Origin of the sequence: Microcoleus sp. A2-C3, assembly GCF_036706065.1 — a bacterium.
In the GTDB taxonomy this organism is placed as follows: Bacteria; Cyanobacteriota; Cyanobacteriia; order Cyanobacteriales; family Microcoleaceae; genus Microcoleus.
Window position 1 is genome coordinate 57,350 of the sequence record NZ_JAUBVX010000023.1, and the last position, 21,508, is coordinate 78,857.

The 21,508-nt window shown below is 44.9% G+C and carries 12 protein-coding genes and 1 pseudogene; 10 read left to right on the forward strand and 3 right to left on the reverse strand.

The features are described 5' to 3' along the window. Positions 1 to 45: 45 nt before the first annotated feature. Positions 46 to 2,832 (forward strand): chloride channel protein, encoded by a 2,787-nt coding sequence (locus QUB66_RS14655; protein WP_332968329.1) that lies wholly within the window; start codon positions 46 to 48, stop codon positions 2,830 to 2,832. A gap of 124 nt (positions 2,833 to 2,956) precedes the next feature. On the opposite strand, the gene QUB66_RS14660 is transcribed toward QUB66_RS14655, so the two are convergent. Further along, on the reverse strand, positions 2,957 to 3,205 hold the full coding sequence (locus tag QUB66_RS14660; RefSeq protein ID WP_332968326.1) for a hypothetical protein: 249 nt from the start codon (positions 3,203 to 3,205) through the stop codon (positions 2,957 to 2,959). On the opposite strand from QUB66_RS14660, the gene QUB66_RS14665 reads away from it, so the two are divergent. Together QUB66_RS14665 and QUB66_RS14670 are read left to right on the forward strand one after the other, a co-directional pair. Next, positions 3,197 to 4,318 (forward strand): glycosyltransferase family 4 protein, encoded by a 1,122-nt coding sequence (locus QUB66_RS14665; RefSeq protein WP_332968325.1) that lies wholly within the window; start codon positions 3,197 to 3,199, stop codon positions 4,316 to 4,318. The genes QUB66_RS14660 and QUB66_RS14665 overlap by 9 nt on opposite strands. A gap of 11 nt (positions 4,319 to 4,329) precedes the next feature. Continuing rightward, entirely contained in the window at positions 4,330 to 4,563 is a 234-nt protein-coding gene (locus QUB66_RS14670) for a hypothetical protein (RefSeq protein WP_265237112.1), read from the forward strand. Between the two features lie 153 nt (positions 4,564 to 4,716). Here the strand turns inward: QUB66_RS14670 and QUB66_RS14675 are convergent, their stop codons facing one another. Beyond that, positions 4,717 to 5,652: an exopolyphosphatase gene (locus QUB66_RS14675; protein WP_265237111.1), complete on the reverse strand. Its 936-nt coding sequence runs from the start codon at positions 5,650 to 5,652 to the stop codon at positions 4,717 to 4,719. Between the two features lie 66 nt (positions 5,653 to 5,718). On the opposite strand from QUB66_RS14675, the gene bioF reads away from it, so the two are divergent. The 6 genes and pseudogenes from bioF to QUB66_RS14705 all read left to right on the forward strand — a co-directional run bounded on the left by bioF (position 5,719) and on the right by QUB66_RS14705 (position 14,987). Further along, on the forward strand, positions 5,719 to 6,891 hold the full coding sequence (bioF, locus tag QUB66_RS14680; RefSeq protein WP_332968322.1) for an 8-amino-7-oxononanoate synthase: 1,173 nt from the start codon (positions 5,719 to 5,721) through the stop codon (positions 6,889 to 6,891). Between the two features lie 249 nt (positions 6,892 to 7,140). Next, positions 7,141 to 7,290, forward strand: coding sequence for an arginine synthesis PII-interacting regulator PirA (gene pirA, locus QUB66_RS14685; protein WP_265237109.1), 150 nt, complete (start codon positions 7,141 to 7,143; stop codon positions 7,288 to 7,290). Between the two features lie 1,366 nt (positions 7,291 to 8,656). Further along, the gene (locus QUB66_RS14690; protein WP_332968320.1) at positions 8,657 to 11,587 is read left to right on the forward strand and encodes an amino acid permease; all 2,931 of its coding nucleotides are present in this window, start codon (positions 8,657 to 8,659) and stop codon (positions 11,585 to 11,587) included. 5 nt (positions 11,588 to 11,592) lie between these two features. Then, a complete protein-coding gene (locus QUB66_RS14695) occupies positions 11,593 to 11,964 on the forward strand; it encodes a response regulator (RefSeq protein ID WP_332968318.1) in 372 nt (123 codons plus the stop codon). Positions 11,965 to 12,102: 138 nt separating this feature from the next. Next, positions 12,103 to 13,440 carry a hybrid sensor histidine kinase/response regulator gene (locus QUB66_RS14700; RefSeq protein WP_332968316.1) on the forward strand — a complete coding sequence of 446 codons (1,338 nt, stop codon included), beginning with the start codon at positions 12,103 to 12,105 and terminating at the stop codon, positions 13,438 to 13,440. 185 nt (positions 13,441 to 13,625) lie between these two features. Beyond that, positions 13,626 to 14,987, forward strand: a pseudogene (locus tag QUB66_RS14705) (response regulator). Between the two features lie 298 nt (positions 14,988 to 15,285). Here QUB66_RS14705 and QUB66_RS14710 read toward each other — a convergent pair. Continuing rightward, on the reverse strand, positions 15,286 to 16,653 hold the full coding sequence (locus QUB66_RS14710; RefSeq protein ID WP_332968315.1) for a TldD/PmbA family protein: 1,368 nt from the start codon (positions 16,651 to 16,653) through the stop codon (positions 15,286 to 15,288). 470 nt (positions 16,654 to 17,123) lie between these two features. Here QUB66_RS14710 and QUB66_RS14715 point away from each other — a divergent pair, with 470 nt between their 5' ends. Continuing rightward, a complete protein-coding gene (locus QUB66_RS14715) occupies positions 17,124 to 21,401 on the forward strand; it encodes a PAS domain S-box protein (RefSeq protein ID WP_332968313.1) in 4,278 nt (1,425 codons plus the stop codon). Positions 21,402 to 21,508: the final 107 nt, after the last annotated feature.

Below are 21,508 nucleotides of genomic sequence, written 5' to 3' on the forward strand. Positions count from 1 at the left end.
TAAACTCTAACCGAGCAGGAAATTTGCAGGCAATAAACGCTATTTATGCCGTACATTACTATCCCTAAACAATTCAGGGAACCTTCCAGGGTCATCAAATCTCAACTATTTTTAAGACCGAGACGGCTCGCCATTTTTGAAGCTTGTCTGATTGGCTTAGTCGCCGGAATCGCAGGCGTTTTGCTCAAGTCAGGAGTCGGATGGCTCGGCAGTTGGCGAGTAGCTAGTTCGGCATTAATTCCAGTTTGGATATTACTCCCCAGCGTCGGATTAGTGGGCGGGTTCCTAACAGGTTTGTTGGTAGAACGTTTGGCTCCCGAAACTGCCGGAAGCGGCATTCCTCACGTCAAAGCTGCTCTCGGCGGCGTCAATCTTGCCTTAGATTTGCGAGTAGCTGTCGCCAAACTTCTCACCACTATTTTAGCAGTTGGTTCCGGTTTATCTTTAGGAAGACAAGGCCCCACCGTGCAAATAGGAGCATCTTTAGCAGGCTGGATTGGTCACTTAATGCCTACTTCCCCAGACTACCGCAGACAATTGATTGCTTGCGGTGCAGCGGCGGGATTAGCTGCGGGTTTCAATGCTCCCATTGCGGGAGTTTTGTTTGTAGTTGAAGAACTTTTGCAGGATGTTTCGGGATTGACATTAGGGACTGCAATCATCGCTTCATTTATTGGTGCAGTTGTTTCGCAACTTTTGGGCGGCGATAGTTTAAACTTGAACCTGCGCGAGTACCCAATAACTTTTCAAATTTCCGAAATTCCGTTTTACATACTGTTAGGAGTTCTAGCGGGAATTTTCGGAGCTTTGTTTAGCAAAGGGATTGTTGCTAGCTTAAACTTTAACAAACGAACCCTCAAATTGTCCTTGCCAGTGCGAATTGCTCTAGCTGGTATAATCTGCGGTTCAGTAATAGCTTTTTTGCCAGAAACTTTTCGGAACAATACAGGTTTGCGGGAGTTTTTGCTGACTGGCGAAGCCAACGCTACAACGAGTTTAACTGCTTTTACCGCTCATTTTTTTCTGACAATTATTTCCGCTGCTTCTGGAGCTCCGGGAGGATTGTTTTCTCCTTCCTTAGTTATGGGTTCTGCCCTGGGTCAGCTAGTGGGGATTTTGCAAGAAAATTCCCTTGGTGTTGGTTTGCCAACAACCTATGCTTTGGCGGGAATGGGAGGTTTTTTTTGCGCGGTTTCGAGGGCTCCGATTACTGCGGTAGTAATTGTGTTTGAAATTACGGCGGATTTCAAATTAGTGCTACCTTTGATGATCTGTTCTGTTGTTGCTTATTTAGTCGCAGAAAAGGTAGACAGCGGCTCGTTGTACAGTCACCTTTTGGAGTTTAACGGCATTCAACTGACGCAGGTAAAAGCTGCCAGCAATACTTTGAGCGACTTGCACGCAAACGACGTTATGCAGCGCCGAGTTGAAACTCTTTCGAGCCTGCTGACTTTGGAGGAAGTGATGCAGGCTTTTTCGCGATCGCACCACCGAGGATTTCCAGTAGTAGACGGCGGTAAATTAGTGGGAATTGTCAGTCAAACCGATTTGGCAAATGCCAGCAATCGCAATTTTTCCGGCAACTCCCTGCTAAAAGAATTTATGACTGTACAGCCAATTACGGTAAAAGCAACCGATACTTTAAGCGAGGTTTTGTACAGGCTCAACAACTACCATCTCAGCCGCTTGCCGGTAGTAGAAGGCCGCCATTTGGTGGGAATTATTACTCGCAGCGACATTATCCGAGTTGAATCCGATCGCCTCAGCGGACAAGCAACCCAGGGCCCGCATCCAGAACCATCCTATGTAGTGTATCAAACCAAAGCTCCCCAAGTCGGCAACGGCAGGCTGTTAGTGCCACTTTCCAACCCGCAAACAGCGCCGGCTTTGCTGCGGCTGGCGGCGGCCATTGCGCGCGATCGCAATTACGAATTAGAATGCCTGCAAATCATCTTAGTACCGCGCAACAGTTCCCCCTCCGAAAGCGCAGTGCGGACTACAAAAAGCCGTCGCCTCCTGCAACAAGCCGAGCGAATTATTCGCACTTGGAACTTGCCAGTACACACCCAAATACGGGTAGCTCACGACGTGCCTAACGCGATTTTGGAGACGATTAAGGAGCGACATATAGATTTAATTTTGATGGGCTGGCAAGGCGAATTATCCACAACTGGACGCATTTTTGGCGATGTGGTAGATACTGTAATTCGGCAAGCTGGCTGCGAGGTAATTTTGGTGAAGTGGAGTGACAAGTTATTACTCAAAGGTAAGACAGGTGACTGGGGACAAAAGGCACAAGTTAGGGGCGAAGCATTGAGGAAAGAGTCTGCTGATTCGATCGACAACAACCTCCCAGAAAATCCCGAATCCCAAATAGCAGAATCTCCCGCACCATATTCCAACATTCACACCGAGGAATTGGGGTTGCATACGCTGATGGGTTTACAGCGCTGGTTAGTACCAATCCGCGGCAGTTACAAACAAGCCGCGGCTTTGCGATTGCTACCTGCTTTCGTGGCTGCGAGTGCTCTACCGGAGATTAAATTGTGTCAAGTTCACCAGCCTTCAGTTACAGAACCCTCGCGCGACGAATTAAAGCAAGCAGCGGAGTTTATCCAGCGCAGGGTTAGCTGTTCGGTAATCGCGACTACGGTTTGCGCTAAATCGGTTTCTGATGCTTTAATCGATCAGGCTCAGAACGATCAGTGCGATGCGATCGTGTTAGGAGCGAGTCGCGAAGGGCTACTGAAACAGGTAATTCACGGGAACATCCCGGAAGCAGTGGCGCGCGGGTGCGACTGTACAGTTATTTTAGTGCGATCGGCATCCTAGAAAAATCATACCATTTGCGATTTGCGATCGGGGATTAAAGTTTGTAGGGTGTGCACTGCGCACCGATTGATTTTGTAGCTAACCGTAGGGTGCTTAGCGGGGTAAATTCTTGAGTAGGTGGTCGTCATATTCTGACCTGACGCACCCTACAATAACTAACTTCTTCCCTCTTCCTTCTTCCTTCTTCCCTCTTCCTTCTTCCCTCTTCCTTCTTCCTTCTTCCTTCTTCCCTCTTCCTTCTTCCCTCTTCCTTCTTCCTTCTTCCTTCATTATGGTTCACTACGCACCCTACAATAACTAACTTCTTCCCTCTTCCTTCTTCCCTCTTCCTTCTTCCCTCTTCCTTCTTCCTTCTTCCTTCATTATGGTTCACTTTAACGTCGGCTTTCAAAATTTTAATTCCTTCGCCGACATCACCCTATCACTGGCGAAAACCTTAGACAAAATGGGAATTCCTATTTCAGTCGAACCCTCAGAAATCGCCTCTCACATCACCCGCAATTCCACAGCCGAAGAAAACCACCTGCTAGCGAAGTGGATGAACACCGCCCCATCAGATTTATTTCAGATAAAATGGTCTCATTACTGGAAACCTTACTTTCTCAAAGAACTTAACGGACATCTCAACTTAGAATTTTTTGCCATTAATTACGAATTCGCCAAAAACAATGATGATCATGATTACTGGATTTACGATGCAGTCAACAATTCATCCCACATTTTAGCAGTAAGCGAATATTCTAAAAACGTTTTAATCAAAGCTGGCTGTCCCGCCCAAAAAGTCTCAGTCGTACCTTTAGGTTTCAATCCTTTAATCTCGCAACTGTATTCTCCCAAACCGCACAAAACCCAAAAAAATATAAAATCTATTCTGCACATGACCAATTCTTACGATTTGTATAGATTTGGCACCGACCTCGCCATTCAAGCATTTTATCAAGAGTTTAAAGATGATGCCAACGTAGAGTTAATTATCAAAGATGGCGGCAAAAATCCTGATGTCATAGTGGAACATCTCGTAAATATCGAAAAGCAATTCGGCAAGTTAAAGCCAAAAGTTTACGTAAAACCTAAATTTTTTACCAAAGCAGAACTAGCTGATTTATACTTATCAGCCGATGCTGTTTTAGCTCCCTTTCGCGGCGAAGGTTTTGCGATTAAAATTTTGGATGCCTTTGCTGCGGGTTTACCCGTCGCCATGACTCTGTACGGAGGCCCGACGGATTACGCCAATACTACTAACTGCTATCCCATTGCTTACGATCTAATTCCCGTCGGAGAGTGTTACGATACTCAGTATCTGAAAATCAGAAATGCTCCTCATTGGGCAGAACCAAATGTTCAGTCTGTTCGCGAGCAATTGCGAAAAATTATTGAAGACCCGATGCGTTTTGAGATAGCTCAAAAAGCTAGAGAGACGGCGGATTTGTTTAATTGGGAAGCTACGGGCAAAAAATTGCTAAGATTGATGCGAGAGTTGTTTTAGGAGCGGAAATTATGGGACTCGAACGCAAAATGTTTAGGGGAATGTTTTCACCTAGCGAAGTGGTAAGATTGAAGCAGCCTTGTTTTACTCCTGGGCGATTGTTTGAACCAGGAAATTATAACGCCGCTGATTTACCAGATGTGGCTTTTGATATGGGTTTAGTAGACCATTTGTCGCCAGTCAAAGGCAAGAGTGCAGAAAATCTCAATACCCCGAACGCGCAACCTCAAAACCTTGAGGACTAAACTCCTGTTTGTAGTAAGGACTTTAGTCCTGAAAACTCCCGTTTGTACTAAGGACTTCAGTCCTGAAAACTCCCTTTTGTACTAAGGACTTCAGTCCTGAAAATTTAAATAATCAAAGACTCAAGTCCTGAATGCAAAAAATATCAAGCTAATTTAACGATTTTGTTCAATCTGGGCAATTAACTCTTTCAAAACTTTACTAGCTTGATCGTTTTCAATCTGACAAGTTCCAGCATTCCGGTGCCCGCCGCCGCCATATCTTAACATTAACTCCCCAATATTAGTTTGAGAAGTTTTGTTAAAGATTGATTTGCCAACTGCGAAAACAGTATTTTGTTTTTTCAGTCCCCACAGTGCGTGAATCGATATATTGCACTCCGGGAACAAAGCGTAAAGTACAAAACGATTCCCTGCATAAATCACATCTTCGTTGCGCAAATCCAAAACAACTAAATTACCATAAACTTTGGCGCAGCGCTGTATTTGGTCTTGAAATTTTTCTGATTGCTCGAAGTAGAGGTCTACTCTTTCTTTCACATCAGGAAGCTGCAATATTTGATCGATGGTATGATTTTTGCAGTAATCGATTAACTCCATCATTAACTGATAATTGGAAACCGTAAATTCTTTAAACCTGCCCAACCCGGTGCGGGCGTCCATTAAAAAGTTTAACAGTACCCACTCTTGCGGATGCAAAACCTCTTCTTGGGCAAATTGAGCGGAATCTGATTTGTCAACTGCCGCCATCATCGCCTCGGAAATAGTAGGAAACTTTGCTTTGCTTCCATAATATTTGTAGAGCACCCTAGCTGCTGAAGCTGCATAGGGGTCGATGATGTGGTTGATTTTGATTTTGTCGTGTCTGAGAGTTTCGCTGAAATGGTGATCGAAAGCTAGATGCACTCCCTCAACATAGGGTAAATTGGTGCTAATATCGTTATTTGTTATGTCGATTTTTCCGTCTTGCATATCTTTAGGATGCACGAATTTAATCTCGTCGATCAAATCGAGTTCTTTGAGCAAAACGGCACAGACAAGACCGTCAAAATCGCTGCGGGTGACTAATCTGTATTTTTTAGTGAGTGGCATATGCTTTGGTGATGCGGAGGAACTGATCACCCGCTAATATAACTTATTACCCGATCGCCGAACAATATGAACGCAGACCCTTATGCTTGGATAGAGAAGTCCCTCGACACTGTTCACCGGGCCGATTGGTATCGATCGCCCCAATCGATCGAAAGCTGCCCCGGGTCTGTGGTAAAATTAGCAGGGCGGCGGCTGATCAACTTTGCCAGCAACGATTATCTCGGCCTCGCGGGGGATGACAGGCTAATTCAAGCTGCTATTGCTGCAACTCAGGAATTTGGTACGGGCGCGACTGGTTCGAGGTTGGTGGGCGGACAGCGCGATTTGCACCGACAGCTAGAACAGGCTATAGCTAATTTAAAACAAACCGAAGATGCTTTAGTATTTAGTTCGGGATATTTAGCGAATTTAGGGGCGATCGCATCAGTTGTCGGCCAGCGCGATCTGATATTATCTGACAAGTACAACCATTCGAGCCTGAAAAACGGAGCCACACTCAGCGGTGCAACGGCGCTAGAGTACAAGCACTGCAATCTTGAAGATTTAAAAGCCAAACTAGAGCAAAATCGCGCCAAATATCGCAAGTGTTTAATTATTAGCGATAGCGTCTTCAGCATGGATGGGGACTTGTGTCCGCTGCCGCAGTTGTTAGCTTTGGGCGAGCAATTTAATTGTATGGTATTAGTAGATGAAGCTCACGCTACAGGAGTTTTCGGTGCTAGCGGTGCCGGTTGCGCCGAACATTTCGGGTGCAGGGGATTGCCGCTAATCCAAGTGGGCACCCTTAGCAAAGCTTTAGGAAGTTTGGGCGGCTACGTTGCGGGCTCTGCTGCTTTAATTGATTTTCTCCGCAATCGAGCTGCAACTTGGATTTATACTACAGCATTGACGCCTGCTGACACGGCGGCTGCTTTGGAAGCCGTGAGAATTGTCCAGCAAGAACCAGAACGCCGAGTTCGGTTGCAGCAAAATATTGAAACTTTTAAATATTGCGCGATTACCAATCACCAATTACCAATTAGCAATTCCCTCTCCCCAATTTTCAGTCTGCGGTTAAAAGATGCAGCCACAGCTTTAACAGTTAGCAGCCAACTTAAGGAGATGGGTATTTTTGCTGTGGCGATTCGGCCTCCGACTGTCAGCGTGAGTCGAATTCGGATTTCGCTGATGGCAACTCACGAGCTCGCACACCTTCAGCAGTTGGTAGAGGCGCTGGAGCAAGTTTTGAGTTTTGACTAAATGTTGAGTGCGCCGCGGCGCACCGCTTGACTAAATGTAATGTTGGGCATCGGGCATCGGCCTAATGACTACTGACTAATGACTTTTGATTGTCAAGATATCGCTATTGACTTATGGCAAATAGTATATACTATTTTGGGCGATCGGTCAATCAATGTAAATTTTTTGTAAATTTCGATACTTTTTGAAATTTCGCGCTATATTGAATAAGTAGCGAGTACACCAAATTAAATATAAGGAATGTCCACCATGAACACAAATCGCCAAAACGTCAAAAAAATCGCTGACACCCACCGTGCTAATATTCAAAAGCAACTGACGCACCGCATAGAAGTAGCCAGAGCCAACGGCAACCAAGATTTGATTCGGGTGCTTGAAGATGAAATGAGACAGCTTTAAGTAGCGGCCATTAAAATTTGCCCGTAGTTTGGTTTAGAGGGTTGTGCGAGAAATACAGAATTCCCGCAACCGCTACATTTTGATTTTTCACTCCTCTGTTAGTTGGTAGAAAAAACCCCGGTTTCTTCAAGAAACCGGGGTTTTTTATTGAGAAGGAAGAAGAAAGAAGGAAGAGGGAACACTCCTGGAGGCACAAACTCTATCTGTAGGGTGCGCCTCGGCCCACAGAGACTCTACCAATAGCGGATTGAACAATTTTTTGCGTAAGTTATGAAGTCAGAAGGAAGAGGGAAGAGGGAAGAACAATACTTACGCTGTATTCCTTCTATTTTTACACTATCTGTATTCACTTGACAGTTGACAGTTGACAGTTGACCGCACGCGGGGCGACCTCTAACTGGAAGGAAGAGGATTGGAGTAATGAATAGTCTTCTTTTAATTTCTCCCGATCAGGCTTGGGGCTTTAAACCAATTCTTTCTGGTAATAAATTGCGCCTCGGCGCACCCTACTAAGGAATGAAAATTTAATAACTTATACTTTTGTTTTTGTGGGATGGGCGTCTCGCCCGTCCAGAAAGGGCGGGCTCTCCCGCCCACCCCACAAACTTGTGTAAATTATTTAATTCGCGATCCTAATTAACTACAGGACTTACGCAACTGGCACATGGTGAGGGTGTGATCGCCCCCTCACGCATTAATTTAAGCAGTCCGGGGCACTGACAAGTGGACAGTCGCGACAAACTACCGGACTAAATCCAGCACAAATTACCTACAAAAACTGTTTGCTATTCGTTGGAAAATTGAGCAATTTCCTAGGGAAATCAAGCAACTAACCGGGAGAGAATATTGGCAGTGCCGTCTAGCTATAATTCCAATAAATCCTATACCTTGCCATGAATTTTTGTGGGTTGGTTGTCAAAACTTTAGCGGATAAAAATCGTCAAACAATATATAAAATTAAACAAAAATTACTATCAAAATATTTAATTGAGCAACTAAAACTTGCCGAAGTTCCGATATTTATTGTCTATTTTTATGGGGCTGGTATACGGAGCTGTGACAGTTGCGTAAGTTCTAGGCAATTTCTATGTAATGCCTGAATCCCCGAAACACCCAACGATTTAGCGGAAGCCTCAACGGCATGGCTAAAAGAACGCGAAATTTGCAAAAGTCAGAAGTCACAAATAAAATGTAATATTGAATGTAATATTGAAGATGGATGGAGATAGATTTTCCTGGTTGACTGGGAAAGGCTGCTTTGCCAAAATTTAAGACTAGGAACAATACTTAACAAAAAAAATTTAGATCTATAAAGCTGAACATCGGGGTAGTGACTGCAAAATCCCAAAAATAATAGGTAAAATTGATGGCGACAGACATCCGACACCAGCCAGAAAACGGCTATCACTCAGAACCAGCTCAGCCTTCCCCAATAGAAAATCTTAACAGCCGATCGCTCATGCGCCTGCCCCGAAGCCTGAGTGCCGTCGAAACATCGGGCTTTGGTCTCACCGCCCACGCCAATTGGTTTACCATCGCCCCAGCCATCCAAGCAGCAATTGGGCCTAGCGCCATCTTCGTCTGGTTGCCCGGTATCCTCGTCGGTATGATGCTCAACCTACAAGTAAAACGCATCGGCGAGCATTTCCCAGACATGGCTGGGGGAACGCCCAATTATACAACTAAACTACTGAAAAATTATCCCGGTCTGGGAAGCTATGCAGCGATCGGCTACTTTTTAAGCTGGGTAGCAACACTGCCAATTTCTGCGATCGTCATCACGCAACTCATCAAAGTCAACCTTAATAGTTTAGGTTTTAGCTGTCCTGAAGCTTTACTAGCTATTACCTTCACGCTCCTACCCTTCATTTTGACATTCAGCGGCACTCGCGCCTTAAGTATTCTCCACGCCTTTTTTGTGCTGCCGACAGTCGGCATATTATTAATTTTTTCCATTTACGGTCTGTTTTGGTTAGCTTTTTCCCCAGACAGTCCCGGCTTTTTCCCCACCACTTGGCCGGAATTCACCTTTATCGACTGGGCTAAATGGTTTTACTTTGGTACATACAGCTACTGCTGCGCTGACTCCGCCGCCAGTTTCGTCGCCGATAGCCGCAACCCTACTAAAACCTTACAATTTCTCAAAACTTCCGCACTGGGGATGCCACCTGTGATTTTAGGAGGCGCTTGGGTACTAATGCGCTTGGCCACCGAACCCAGTCTGAAGGACGACATATTCTTGAATGTACTAGCGGCCTGTCAGGCATTATGGGGGCCCTGGGTTCCCACCCTTGTCACCTTTCTAGTTATCGCTAGCTGTCTTCTGAGTTGCGCGACCATAGTTTCCAACTGCCCTCGGATGTTGTACCAACTTGCCGTAGATGGACATATTTCGCCAACATTCGCAGTTGTATCCCGACGGGGTGTATTTGGATCGGGCCTTGTCCTAGTTTTGGTTCTCAGTTTAATCTGTCTAGCTTGGGGAAATGTGCCTCGGCTTGTGGCAATTACTAATGTTGGCTTGGTTGTGTGCCTGACTCTGTTCCATCTGTCACTGTGGCTGCGGCGGGGTAGGCCAGAAATTCGGTGGCCTTGGTGGTCGCTGGCATTCTTCGTAGTAGATGCGGTAGTTCTAGTCGTCGGAGGCTTGGCTTGGGGCTGGCAAGACTTTATCATTGGGTTGTTGTTTCCCCTTGCCATTTTAGCAGTGGATGCAGGGATGAGTCGCATTGCCTTTGCCCCCTTCCATCCGTCGTGGTGGATTCAGCGTTACCGCAACAGTAGCAAGGTTAAAATCCCAGATTTTGTAGCCTATCAGGTTGTAGTTTTGATCTTGCTAATCGTCAGCGCCGTTGCTGTCGGCTGGATTTTTGGCCTCAAATTATATGCTAACTCTAGTGTTGGTTGGAATCTATTAGTAGTGCTACTCCTGACAGTTGTTTTTGTGGGGGTGGCCGTTGCCTGCTGGACAAGCTTACCCCAAGTCATCTCAATGGACGAAGCACGAGAGGGAGCAGAACAGCTATTTACGATCGCCCTAGATGCTATTGTAGTGCTGGATGAAAAAGGTATAATTCGTCAGACTAATCCCGCTGCTGAAAGCGTCTTCGGAATAGATGCTACTCGGCTAATTGGGTCTCACCTGAACAAATTACTACCGGGATTAGCAGCTCAGCCAGAGCAGTGGCTCAGTCGTAGCGAACAAAATCTCAAGCTACGCGATGGAGACTCGCGGATTCTGGAAGTTGCTATCTCAGACCGATTCTCTCAAGATGCTTCCGTTTCTAATCGGGATCTGCAAGAATATGTTGCGATCGTCCGCGATATCACCGATCGCAAGCAAGCCCAGGCAGCCCTACAACAGGCTAATGATGAACTAGAAATCAAAGTCGAGGAGCGTACATCTGAACTCACCCAGACTGTAGAACAACTGCAAAAGGAAATTGAAGAGCGCCAGCGAATCGAAGAAAATCTCAGAGCCATGCAAAATCAGATTATTGTCCAAGAAAAACTAGCTTCTCTGGGTAGTTTAACAGCAGGGATTGCCCACGAAATCAGAAACCCATTAAACTTTGTCAACAATTTCTCAGAAGTTTCTGCCGAATTAACCGACGAACTGTTTGAAGAATTGGGAAATCAAGGAGAACGGTTAGAACCCGAAACAAATGAATATATTGCCGAGCTATTAACCGATCTCAAAGAAAATCTTAAAAAAATTCATCAACACGGTGAAAGAGCCGACAAAATAGTTGGCAATATGCTTTTGCATTCCAGGGGACAAAGCGGGCATTGGGAGCCCACAGATATAAATAGTTTATTGGCCGAATATATCAATCTAGCCTATCACGGTATGCGAGCGAAGGAAACTACTTTTAACATTACCATAGAAACCGACTATGACAATAATATTGGCAAAGTTGATGTCGTAGCACAAGACATAGCTAGGGTTTTTCTTAACATTGTTAGCAACGCTTGTTATGCACTTCATAAAGAGAAACAAGAAAGGGGAGAAGGATTTTCACCTGTACTTGACGTGAAAACTCGAAATTTCGACAGCCGGATTGAAATCCGCATTCGGGATAATGGCCCAGGTATAATGCCAGAGGTACTCGATAAAATTTTCAATCCATTTTTTACTACAAAGCCACCAGCAGAAGGTACTGGGCTAGGTCTTTCTATCAGCCATGATGTTGTCGTCCAGCAACATCGCGGAGAACTAAAAGTTGAAACAGAAGTAGGAAACTACACAGAGTTTATCATCACATTGCCGAAAAAAATAGCCACATTTAAGGAGTAAAAAAAATGAAAGTAATGGTTGTAGACGATGAGGAAGATATTCAGTCATTGTTCAAGCAAAAATTTAGAAAAGAAATCAAAGCAGGGCAAATACAATTTTATTTTGCCCTGTCAGCAGAGGCGGCATTAGACTACTTAGAAAACCATAAAGAAGCTTCCATTGTCTTGATTTTGTCGGATATTAATATGCCGGGGATGAATGGGCTAGAACTGCTCAGAATTACCAAAGAAAAATTTCCCGCTCTAAAAGTTTTTATGATTACCGCTTATGGAGATGATAAAAATTACCAAACCGCAATGGCTTATGGAGCCGATGACTATATTACTAAGCCTGTTAATTTTGAGATGGTCAAAAATAAAATCATCAATTTGGGGTGAATTCACAATGAAACATAATTGCTAATTAAAAGCAGTACCTCACCCAATTGAAAACTGCTATGTTGCATTGTCCTTATGTTCTTCTAGATTGCTAAATTTTTATACCTGCTGCGTTCTACTAGCAACTGAGAGATTAATATGTCAGCAAAAATACTGTTTGTAGATGACGAGTCAAGTTTAGAATATCTAATTTTGCAGAAATTTAGAAAAAAGATTCGCGCGGAAGAATGGCAGCTTTTTTTTGCTCGTAATGGCGTAGAAGCGCTGGAAAGATTAAAAGAACATCCAGATATAGATATGGTAGTGACCGACCTTAATATGCCTGAAATGGATGGTCTGACTTTACTCTCTAGACTTAATCAGATAGATGTCCTCCTCAAAACAGTAGTTATGTCAGCCTATAGTGACATGGAAAGCATCAGAAATGCGATGAACTTAGGTGCCTTTGACTTTCTGACTAAGCCGATAGATTTGCAGGATTTAGAAATTACCATCAACAAAACGCTGCACCACGTACAACAGCTAAAAGAAAACCAGCGCTTGCGGCAATCAGAAGCTCACGCGAGAGAACAAGCTCAGTATTTACAAGAAGGTCTGCAAGAGCTAAAAAAGACCCAAGCTCAACTAATTCAGACGGCAAAAATGTCTTCTTTGGGTCAATTGGTTGCCGGAATTGCTCATGAAATCAATAACCCCACCAACTTTATCTACGGCAATATTAACCACGTCAGTGATTATATCCAAGACCTACTGCACCTGCTACATCTCTATCAGCAGCAGTATACCCCTCCCTGTGCTGAGATTCAAACTGAAATCGAAGCCATAGATTTAGAATTTATCATAGCAGATTTATCCAAAGTTCTAGCTTCGATGAAATGTGGTGTTGACCGCATTCACAAGATTGTTTTGTCTTTGCGTAACTTCTCAAGGCTGGATGAAGCTAACATCAAGGCTGTTGACATTCACGAAGGGATCAAAAGCAGCCTGCTGATTTTGGATAATCGACTTCAAACAACGGCAGCACGTCCAGAGATTCAAGTGATCGAGGAGTACAGCAATCTGCCTTTAGTGGAATGCTATGCTGGAGAACTCAACCAGGTGTTTATTAACATTCTTTTTAATGCGATTGATGCTTTGAATGAGTACAAAAAACAACGATCGTCAGATGACATTCCGGCTCCCCCGTTCGCCATTACTATTCGCACTGTTCTGCTAGAGGAAAACTCCCGTGTCATCATTCAAATTCGGGACAATGGACTGGGAATGACCGCAGACGTGAAAGATCGTATTTGTGAACCTTTTTTTACCACTAAGCCTGTAGGTCAGGGTACTGGTTTGGGTCTCTATATCAGTTACCAAATTATAGTGGAGAAGCATGGGGGTGCATTGAAGTGTTTTTCAGAGGTGGGGGAGGGAGCGGAGTTCTGGATTGAAATTCCAATCAGACAAACTAAGGCTGAACTCGACTTGAGCTAATCAATCGCCCTCTAACAAACTCAGCCCCTATTCCAGCCATCCGGTTTGGGATTGCAGAAATCAGCTTTTTCATTCCTCCTGAAATAATCTACAATGGAACTTAAAGTATATAAATATTACTTGGACTAAGTTAATCAATTTAAGGAGTTCAAAAAATGTCGCCTACAACCGGAATTGCTGGCAATATGCCAGCTAAAATATTATTTGTGGATGACGAGCCAGATTTAGAATCTTTAATTTCCCAGAAATTTAGAAAAAAGATCCGCACAGGAGAATACCAAGTTTTTTTTGCACACAATGGCGTAGAAGCGCTTTCAATGTTGCGAAAGCAGCCGGATATAGATATTATACTGACAGACATTAATATGCCAGTCATGGATGGCATGGCTTTGCTCGCAAAACTTAACGAGCTAGTTACTATGGTCAAAATAGTAGTTATATCTGCCTATGGCGACTTGGGAAATATTAGAAAGGCGATGAACGGTGGAGCCTTTGATTTTTTGACTAAGCCGATAGATTTTCAGGATTTATAAATTACAATTAACAAAACATTGTCCCATGTAAAACAGCTAAAGGAAAACGAGCGTTCCCGCCAACAAAGAGAGGAGAAATTACGGCAATCGGAAGCGCGAGAGCGAGAAAAAGCCATCCAACTAGAACTGGCACTGCAAAATTTACAGCGCACCCAATCTCAGCTTATTCAGACTGAGAAAATGTCTAGCTTAGGACAACTCGTTGCTGGTGTTGCCCATGAAATTAATAATCCCGTTAACTTTATTTATGGCAACTTAATTTATGTCAATGAGTATACTCAGCAGCTATTGGATTTAATCAAGCTTTACGAGCAATACTATGCCTATAATTACCCGGAAATTGAGGCTTTAATTGAAAAAATAGATCTGGAATTTATTAAAGAAGATTTGCCGAGAATGCTGTCTTCGATGGAAGTGGGGGCTGAACGTATCCGTCAGATTGTGCTAACTTTGCGGAACTTCTCGCGCCATGACGAAGCTGAGATGAAACCCGTTAATATTCATGAGGGAATCGACAGCTCTCTAGTAATTTTGCAGAGTCAGCTCAATGCTAAGCCGAATTCTTCGTCTATTCAAACTATTAAAGAATACGGAAATTTGCCAAAAATAGAATGTTATGCCGGTCAGTTGAATCAGGTATTTATGAATTTGCTAAGCAATGCCATTTATGCCTTGAATGATTATGATAAAAAACGCAGCCAGGAGCAAATTAAAAACCAGCCTAGTACGATTACGATTCGTACTTCTATAGTGAATCAGGATTGGGTAAGGATTAGTATTAAAGACAATGGGCAGGGGATAACGAGTGATGTAAGAAAGCGGCTGTTTAGTCCTTTCTTCACAACTAAACCTGTGGGTGATGGCACTGGCTTGGGATTATCGATCAGCTATCAGATTGTGGTGGAGAAGCACGGCGGAGATTTGAAGTGTTTTTCGCAGCTCGATCAAGGTGCAGAATTTGTGATTGAGATTCCCATTAAGCAGAGCGATCGGGTACAGATGAAGGCGAGTTAAGGGGAATTAAACTGGCTATAAGAACGCGAAATCAGTAAAAGTTAAGCTGATTCGTTGTGCGAATTGATGGGCGGAAATTTACGCATTTGGTAGCGGTAGCCTGCGGCATCGCACTCAGCGGGAGTGAAAGTCAATAGTAGATTTGGAGTCGTTTGTCAACTTGTCAGTGCCCCGGACTGGTTAAGGTGATGGGTGATGGGTGAGGGCGTGAGTACGCCCTCACCCTGTGCCAGTTGCGTAAGTTTTGAACTAATAACTAATGACTAATGACTAATGGCTAATGACTAATGGCTAATGATTACCTTCCTCCGACTACAACATTTTTAATTCGCAAATGGGGGCCGCCGACGCTGACGGGTAAACCGCTTTGGCCACCTTTGCCGCAGCCGCCGTAGGCATAAACTGAGTCGTTGCCGATCGCCTCAATATCCTTTAAAGTCTGAAATACATTGCCGCTTAAAGTGACATCACTCACCGGTTCGGCCAATTTGCCATCGCGAATCATGAAGCCTTCAGCCGCCGCAAAGGTAAACATTTCGCCGTTGGTTTGTCCTCCCAACATCCGCACTGCATACACTCCTTCCTCAATGTCGCCCACCATTTCATCAAAAGAATGTGCGCCAGATTCGATCGCCGTATTAGTCATCCGCACCAACGGCATAAAAGTAGCACTCAGGGCCCGCGCATTTCCCGTCGGAGCTTCGCCCATTTTGCCCGCAGTCTCGCGATTGTGCATCCTCGCTGCTAAAACTCCATTTTTGATTAAATGCTTGCACTGAGCCGGCACACCTTCGTCGTCGTATTTGAGAGTTCCCGGCAATCCCGGCAAAGTTGCGTCGTCAATTACGTTCAATTGTTCGATCGCCACAGGCTTACCCAAAGTCAGCAATTCCTGCATTTTCGGGTTTTCGTAAATGCCGTCTGCTTCCGACAAATGCCCGAAAGCTTCGTGAATAAACACCCCCGACAAATAAGGGTCTAAAATCACCGGATACTGACCGCCTTTGACCGGTTTTGCCTCTAGTTGGCTGACAGCTCGAACCGCCGCACTCTTAACACGATCTTCAATATTTGTCAAGACATCGTAATCCGATCGCGAATGAATCGACTCAAAGCCTTGACGGACGACACCATCTTCATTGCGGGCGATCGCCCCGAAGCGTCCGGTGACATCCAAACGCTCCTGAGCGATCGAAGTACCTTGAGAATTCACAAAATAAGTAATCCCAAATCGATCGCTGTAACCCGCCATTGTCGTCTGAATTCGCGGGTCATAATCTAACAGCAACTGGTTGTAAGATTCGAGCAACTTGCGCTTTTCTGCTAGAGTGATCGATCGCGGATCGTGGCCCAATTCCACCGCTACATAATCTTGAATCGGCGTGACATCTGCTAGTACAGTTTTTTCGCTGCCAACTAAACGAGACTGCACGACAGCTTCTTCAATCCGAGCTTTTAACTCAGCTAAACCGTTAAAAGTTACAAAACTCCAGCCGCCTTTGTGACAGGCGCGGATGCCGCCGGCGAGACTGAAACTGCGGTTGACAGCATCTAACTGAGGGCCGCGAAAACTAATTGCCGTTGACTCGCTTTTTTCGAGGCGAACTTCTAAATAATCTACTCGATCGCGATAAGGTGCGATCGCTTCCATCAACTGTTCCTGCATCAAATTGCCTCTATGAAGATTTACAGCGCTGACAAAAATTATTGCTAACCCTATTTTAACGAATAAATCCCAATACGCTTGGGTTAAGACAGATCCCCCCTAGCCCCCCTTAAAAAGGGGGGGACAAGAAATTGCTCAAAGTCCCCCTTCTTAAGGGCGATTTAGGGGGATTTAGGGTGATCTCCGACAAGAAGCACTCAAAGTCCCCCTTCTTAAGGAGGATTTAGGGGGATCAGGCCTCGGCTGCGAACGAGAAATACAAAGGTTTTTGACCTTAAGTTGAAACCAATGGGGAGAATGGGAGAGGGAATTGAAATATACAAGTTAAATGCAGTACGGCTTACAACACAAAACAAACTCGCGCAGGCTTGCCAAAAGCCCGGTATGCCGGAAATTTTGCATCTGCCTAGAAAAATCGAATTAAAATAAATCTATCTAAAGACTGAAAAATGTAGCTTAAGCGCTGGCCAATGGAATACTTTAAGATTAAAAAATTCCAAATTTCACCTTATTTAGCAGCAATTGCCACATCAGTAGCAATTTTGGTCGGAGTGGGCATTTTAGACCGATCGGAAGAACAGCGATTTTTGCAGTACAGCCGCGCTAATACGCTCGATCAGCTCAGCACAGTCCGTTCTAAGCTGGAAAGCTCTTTGAATTCCCGGCTGTTTTTGATGCGCGGTTTGGTGGCTTACGTTTCCAACAACCCAAACATCACCGAAGCTGAGTTTGCAGCGATGGCGAGAATTCTCATGGCACAGCAAAGGGGAATTCGCAGCCTAGGTTTAGTTAAAGGCACAACCATTGCTTATATGTATCCGCTTCAAGGCAATGAACAGGCGATCGGGGTTGAGTTGACAAGGGTACCCCAACAGCGCCAAATGGTCGAAGAGGCGATCGCCACTAGAAAAACTGTGCTGGCTGGGCCAGTGAAATTATTGGCGGGGAATTTGGGTTTTATCGGTCGATCGCCCATTTTTCTCACCCCCCCCGGCGCAGAACCCGAAACAGGGGTTTTTTGGGGCTTGATAGGGGTTCTGATCGACCAAGATGAACTTTTGCAAGAAGCAGGACTCAACGATTCCTCAGCCAAGCTGCAATACGCTGTGCGGGGCAAAGACGGGAGGGGAAAGTCCGGCGACGTGTTTTTCGGCGACAAGTCGATTTTTGAGAACAATCCCGTGGTTCTGGAAGTGACCTTGCCCAACGGTTCCTGGCAGTTGGCAGCAATTCCGGCGGGAGGATGGCAAAAGAATTCGCCGCTGCGGGGGTGGTTGCTGTTTGGCGGCTGCTTGCTGGCTGTTTTCTGCGGGGCGGTGGCCTTTAGCTGGGTCTACGGCACTGCGAAATTGCGCGCGAACGAAGCTAAGTACCGGCAATTGGTGGAGAATGCTAACAGCATTATTGTGCAGTTAGATAGCGAAGGTAAGATTACTTTTTTTAATGAGTTTGCGGAAACTTTTTTTGGGTATTTAGAATCAGAAATAATTGGCAAAAGTGCGATCGGCACAATTGTAGATCCGGCTAATTTGTCGGAAAATCATTTAGCCCTAATGATTCGAGACTGTGTGGCACAGCCGGACAAATACTTCAAACACGAAAATCAAAACATCCGCCGCAATGGCGAAAAAGCCTGGGTAGCCTGGAGAAACCAACCTTTGCTCGATGCCCAAGGGCGATCGATCGGGATCCTGTCGGTAGGTACAGACATTAGCGATCGCAAAAAAGCTGAAATCGCCCTGCAAGCATCTGAATCAGAATTGCTAGCTTTGTTTGCGGCCATGAATGACGTGATTTTGGTGCTGGATATTGAAGGACGCTTCCTGAAAATTGCCCCCACAAATCCCGAACTTTTGTACAAGCCACCGGCCGAAATTATCGGACAAAAAACCCGCGATATATTTGATCCAGAAAAAGCAGAAATGTTTCTGAAGCAAATTCGCCTCGCCCTCGCTACGAATCAAATCAGTAGTTTTGAATATAACCTGCAAATTGGCAGCGAACAAAAGTGGTTTTTCGCTAACATTTCGCCCATGAAAGAAAATACGGTTCTCTTGGTAGCCCGCGACATTACGCAGCGCAAGCAATCTGAAAATTGGTTGAGCGGTCAAAAACAAATTTTAGAAATGATTGCTCAGGGCGCTTCTCTGAGCGATACTTTAAATACATTAATTGAAATTGTCGAACAGCAATCGAGAGATGTCATGGGTTCGGTTTTGCTGTTAGATGAAGACGGTCAACATTTGCTGCACGGAGCGGCGCCGAGTTTGCCGGAAAGTTACAATGCTGCTGTTAATGGTGCAGCCATCGGCCCGGATGTCGGTTCCTGCGGCACTGCTGTCTACCGCCGCGAACAAGTGATCGTTACAGATATTGCTACCGATCCTTTGTGGGAAAATTATCGAGATTTAGCCTTTACTTTTGGACTGAGAGCTTGCTGGTCTAGTCCGATTTTATCGTCGGTCGGCAAAGTTTTAGGGACTTTCGCCATGTATTCCGCCGAACCGCGCGCTCCCCAAAATTTTGAGCTGGAATCGATCGAAACTGTCAGGCATTTAGCAGGAATTGCGATCGAGCGCAAACAAGCAGAAGAAAGTCTCAAACAGCTTAATCAAGAACTAGAAAATAGAGTAGAAAGAAGAACAGCTCAATTGCTCCAAACAGAAGAACGGTGGCAGTTAGCGCTCAAAGGCAATAATGATGGTATTTGGGACTGGAACTTACACACCGGAGAAATATTCCTATCCGATCGCTTTAAGGCAATCACCGGATACGAACAAAGCCCAAATCTCGATTACTTTGACGAATGGAACAGGATGACGCATCCCGACGATTTAGACTTAGTAATGCAGGCTTTCCAAGACCATTTAGACAGAACAACACCCCATTACATCATCGAATACCGCTTGTGGTGCTACAACATCTCCTACAAATGGATACTCTGTCGGGGACAAGCTTTGTGGGACGAATCTGGAAAAGCAGTCCGCATTGTTGGTTCAATTACTGACATTACGGAGCGCAAACAAGCAGAGGAAGCACTGCGTTCAAGCGAGGCAAAATTTCAAAAGCTGTCGGCTAATTTGCCGGGAATGATTTATCAATGTTTGCTGCGTTCAGATGGCTCTGTCAGTTTCCCTTACATGAGTCCTGCTTCCCTAGAAATGTTTGAGTTAGAACCCGAAGCTGTTTTACAAAATGCGGATTTACTAATAGATTTAATTCATCCAGACGACCGCCAAAGTTATGAAGAATCTATTACTATTTCAGCGCAAAATTTGCAACCTTGGCAGTGGGTAGGAAGGCTGGTGCTGCCTTCTGGCAAAATTGGCTGGTTTCAGGTAATTGCGCGTCCTGAAGCTAAAAAAAATGGCGATCTTCTTTGGGACGGCATCACCATTGATGTGACGGATCGCAAGCAAGCTGAATTAGCTTTGCAAGACAGCCAGCAGTTCATTAAAAAAATCGCCGATGCTACTCCCGGTATGTTGTATCTCTACGACTTGGAAGAACAGCGAAATGTCTATGCTAATTCTTCTATTGGCACGATTTTGGGCTATAGCTTTGACGAAATTCAAGCGATGGGTGCGTCACTGATTCCTCAGTTAATGAACCCCGAAGATTTGTCAAAAGTTCTGGAACATCACGCGAGTTTTGCAGGAATTGAGGATGGCAAAGTTCTGGAAATTGAGTACCGGATGCAGGGCGCAGACAATCAATGCTTTTGGCTGCAAAGTAGGGATAGTATTTTTAGCAGGAATTCTGAAGGTCAGCCCAAGGTAATAATTGGATTTTCCCAGGATATTACGACTCGTAAACAAGCAGATGAAGATCTGCGACAAAGCGAGGCGCGAGAAAGATCGAGATCCAGAGAGTTAGAGTCAGCGCTGCTGGAATTGCGCTCTACTCAATCTCAGCTCATTCAAACTGAAAAAATGTCTTCTTTGGGGCAATTAGTTGCAGGCATCGCCCACGAAGTTAATAATCCGGTTAACTTCATTCACGCTAACATTGATTATCTCAAGCAATATACTACACAGTTGATCGATCTGGTGACTCTTTACGAACATGAGTATCCCGAACCTAATCCAAAAATTGTCGATCGCATTCAAGAGATTGATTTGGAATTTATGGCAGAGGATTTAAGAAAACTTGTGGGTTCGATGCAGGTAGGAACCGAGCGCATCCGGCAAATTGTCTTGTCCCTCAGAAATTTCTCGCGGCTGGACGAATCGGCAATGAAGCCCGTTGATATTCACGCGGGAATTGATAGCACTTTGTTAATTTTGCAGCATCGCTTGAAGAGTGGGGACAGCCGCCCGGAAATTGAAATAATTAAGGAGTTCGGGAAACTGCCGCCGGTGGAGTGCTATGCGAGCCAATTGAATCAGGTGTTTATGAATATTCTTGCTAATGGCATTGATGCGATTGAAGAACGATATCAAAAATTGTCGGTTCCGCGATCGGAGACAAATCCCGGGCGGATTGCTATTTGGACTGGTGTAACGCCGCAAAACACTGTGATGGTGGAAATTTCGGATAACGGTACGGGCATTCCCGATGAGATTGTCGATCGCATTTGTAACCCGTTTTTTACCACAAAAGCTGTGGGGAAAGGTACGGGGCTGGGAATGTCGATCGCGCACTCGATTGTGGTAGAAAAGCACAAGGGTAAGATTGAGTGTATTTCCCAAATGGGACAGGGAACGACTTTTAAGATTGAAATTCCGATCGGCAAAAGCTATCAGTAGTAGGGTGCGGAGCTTCGATTTGGGATTTTAGATTGACTCCATAGTGGTAGGGTACGTCAGCTCATGGCCGAATTTTTAGGTGGGGAGCCAGAAGCGGCGAGCTGACG

What these genes read in the sequence shown, in the direction of transcription:
- QUB66_RS14655 (WP_332968329.1), top strand. Translation starts at nt 46, where the DNA reads ATGCCGTACATTACTATCCCTAAACAATTCAGGGAACCTTCCAGGGTC.
- QUB66_RS14665 (WP_332968325.1), top strand. Translation starts at nt 3,197, where the DNA reads ATGGTTCACTTTAACGTCGGCTTTCAAAATTTTAATTCCTTCGCCGAC.
- QUB66_RS14670 (WP_265237112.1), top strand. Translation starts at nt 4,330, where the DNA reads ATGGGACTCGAACGCAAAATGTTTAGGGGAATGTTTTCACCTAGCGAA.
- QUB66_RS14675 (WP_265237111.1), bottom strand. Translation starts at nt 5,652, where the DNA reads ATGCCACTCACTAAAAAATACAGATTAGTCACCCGCAGCGATTTTGAC.
- bioF (WP_332968322.1), top strand. Translation starts at nt 5,719, where the DNA reads ATGAACGCAGACCCTTATGCTTGGATAGAGAAGTCCCTCGACACTGTT.
- pirA (WP_265237109.1), top strand. Translation starts at nt 7,141, where the DNA reads ATGAACACAAATCGCCAAAACGTCAAAAAAATCGCTGACACCCACCGT.
- QUB66_RS14690 (WP_332968320.1), top strand. Translation starts at nt 8,657, where the DNA reads ATGGCGACAGACATCCGACACCAGCCAGAAAACGGCTATCACTCAGAA.
- QUB66_RS14695 (WP_332968318.1), top strand. Translation starts at nt 11,593, where the DNA reads ATGAAAGTAATGGTTGTAGACGATGAGGAAGATATTCAGTCATTGTTC.
- QUB66_RS14700 (WP_332968316.1), top strand. Translation starts at nt 12,103, where the DNA reads ATGTCAGCAAAAATACTGTTTGTAGATGACGAGTCAAGTTTAGAATAT.
- QUB66_RS14710 (WP_332968315.1), bottom strand. Translation starts at nt 16,653, where the DNA reads ATGCAGGAACAGTTGATGGAAGCGATCGCACCTTATCGCGATCGAGTA.
- QUB66_RS14715 (WP_332968313.1), top strand. Translation starts at nt 17,124, where the DNA reads ATGGAATACTTTAAGATTAAAAAATTCCAAATTTCACCTTATTTAGCA.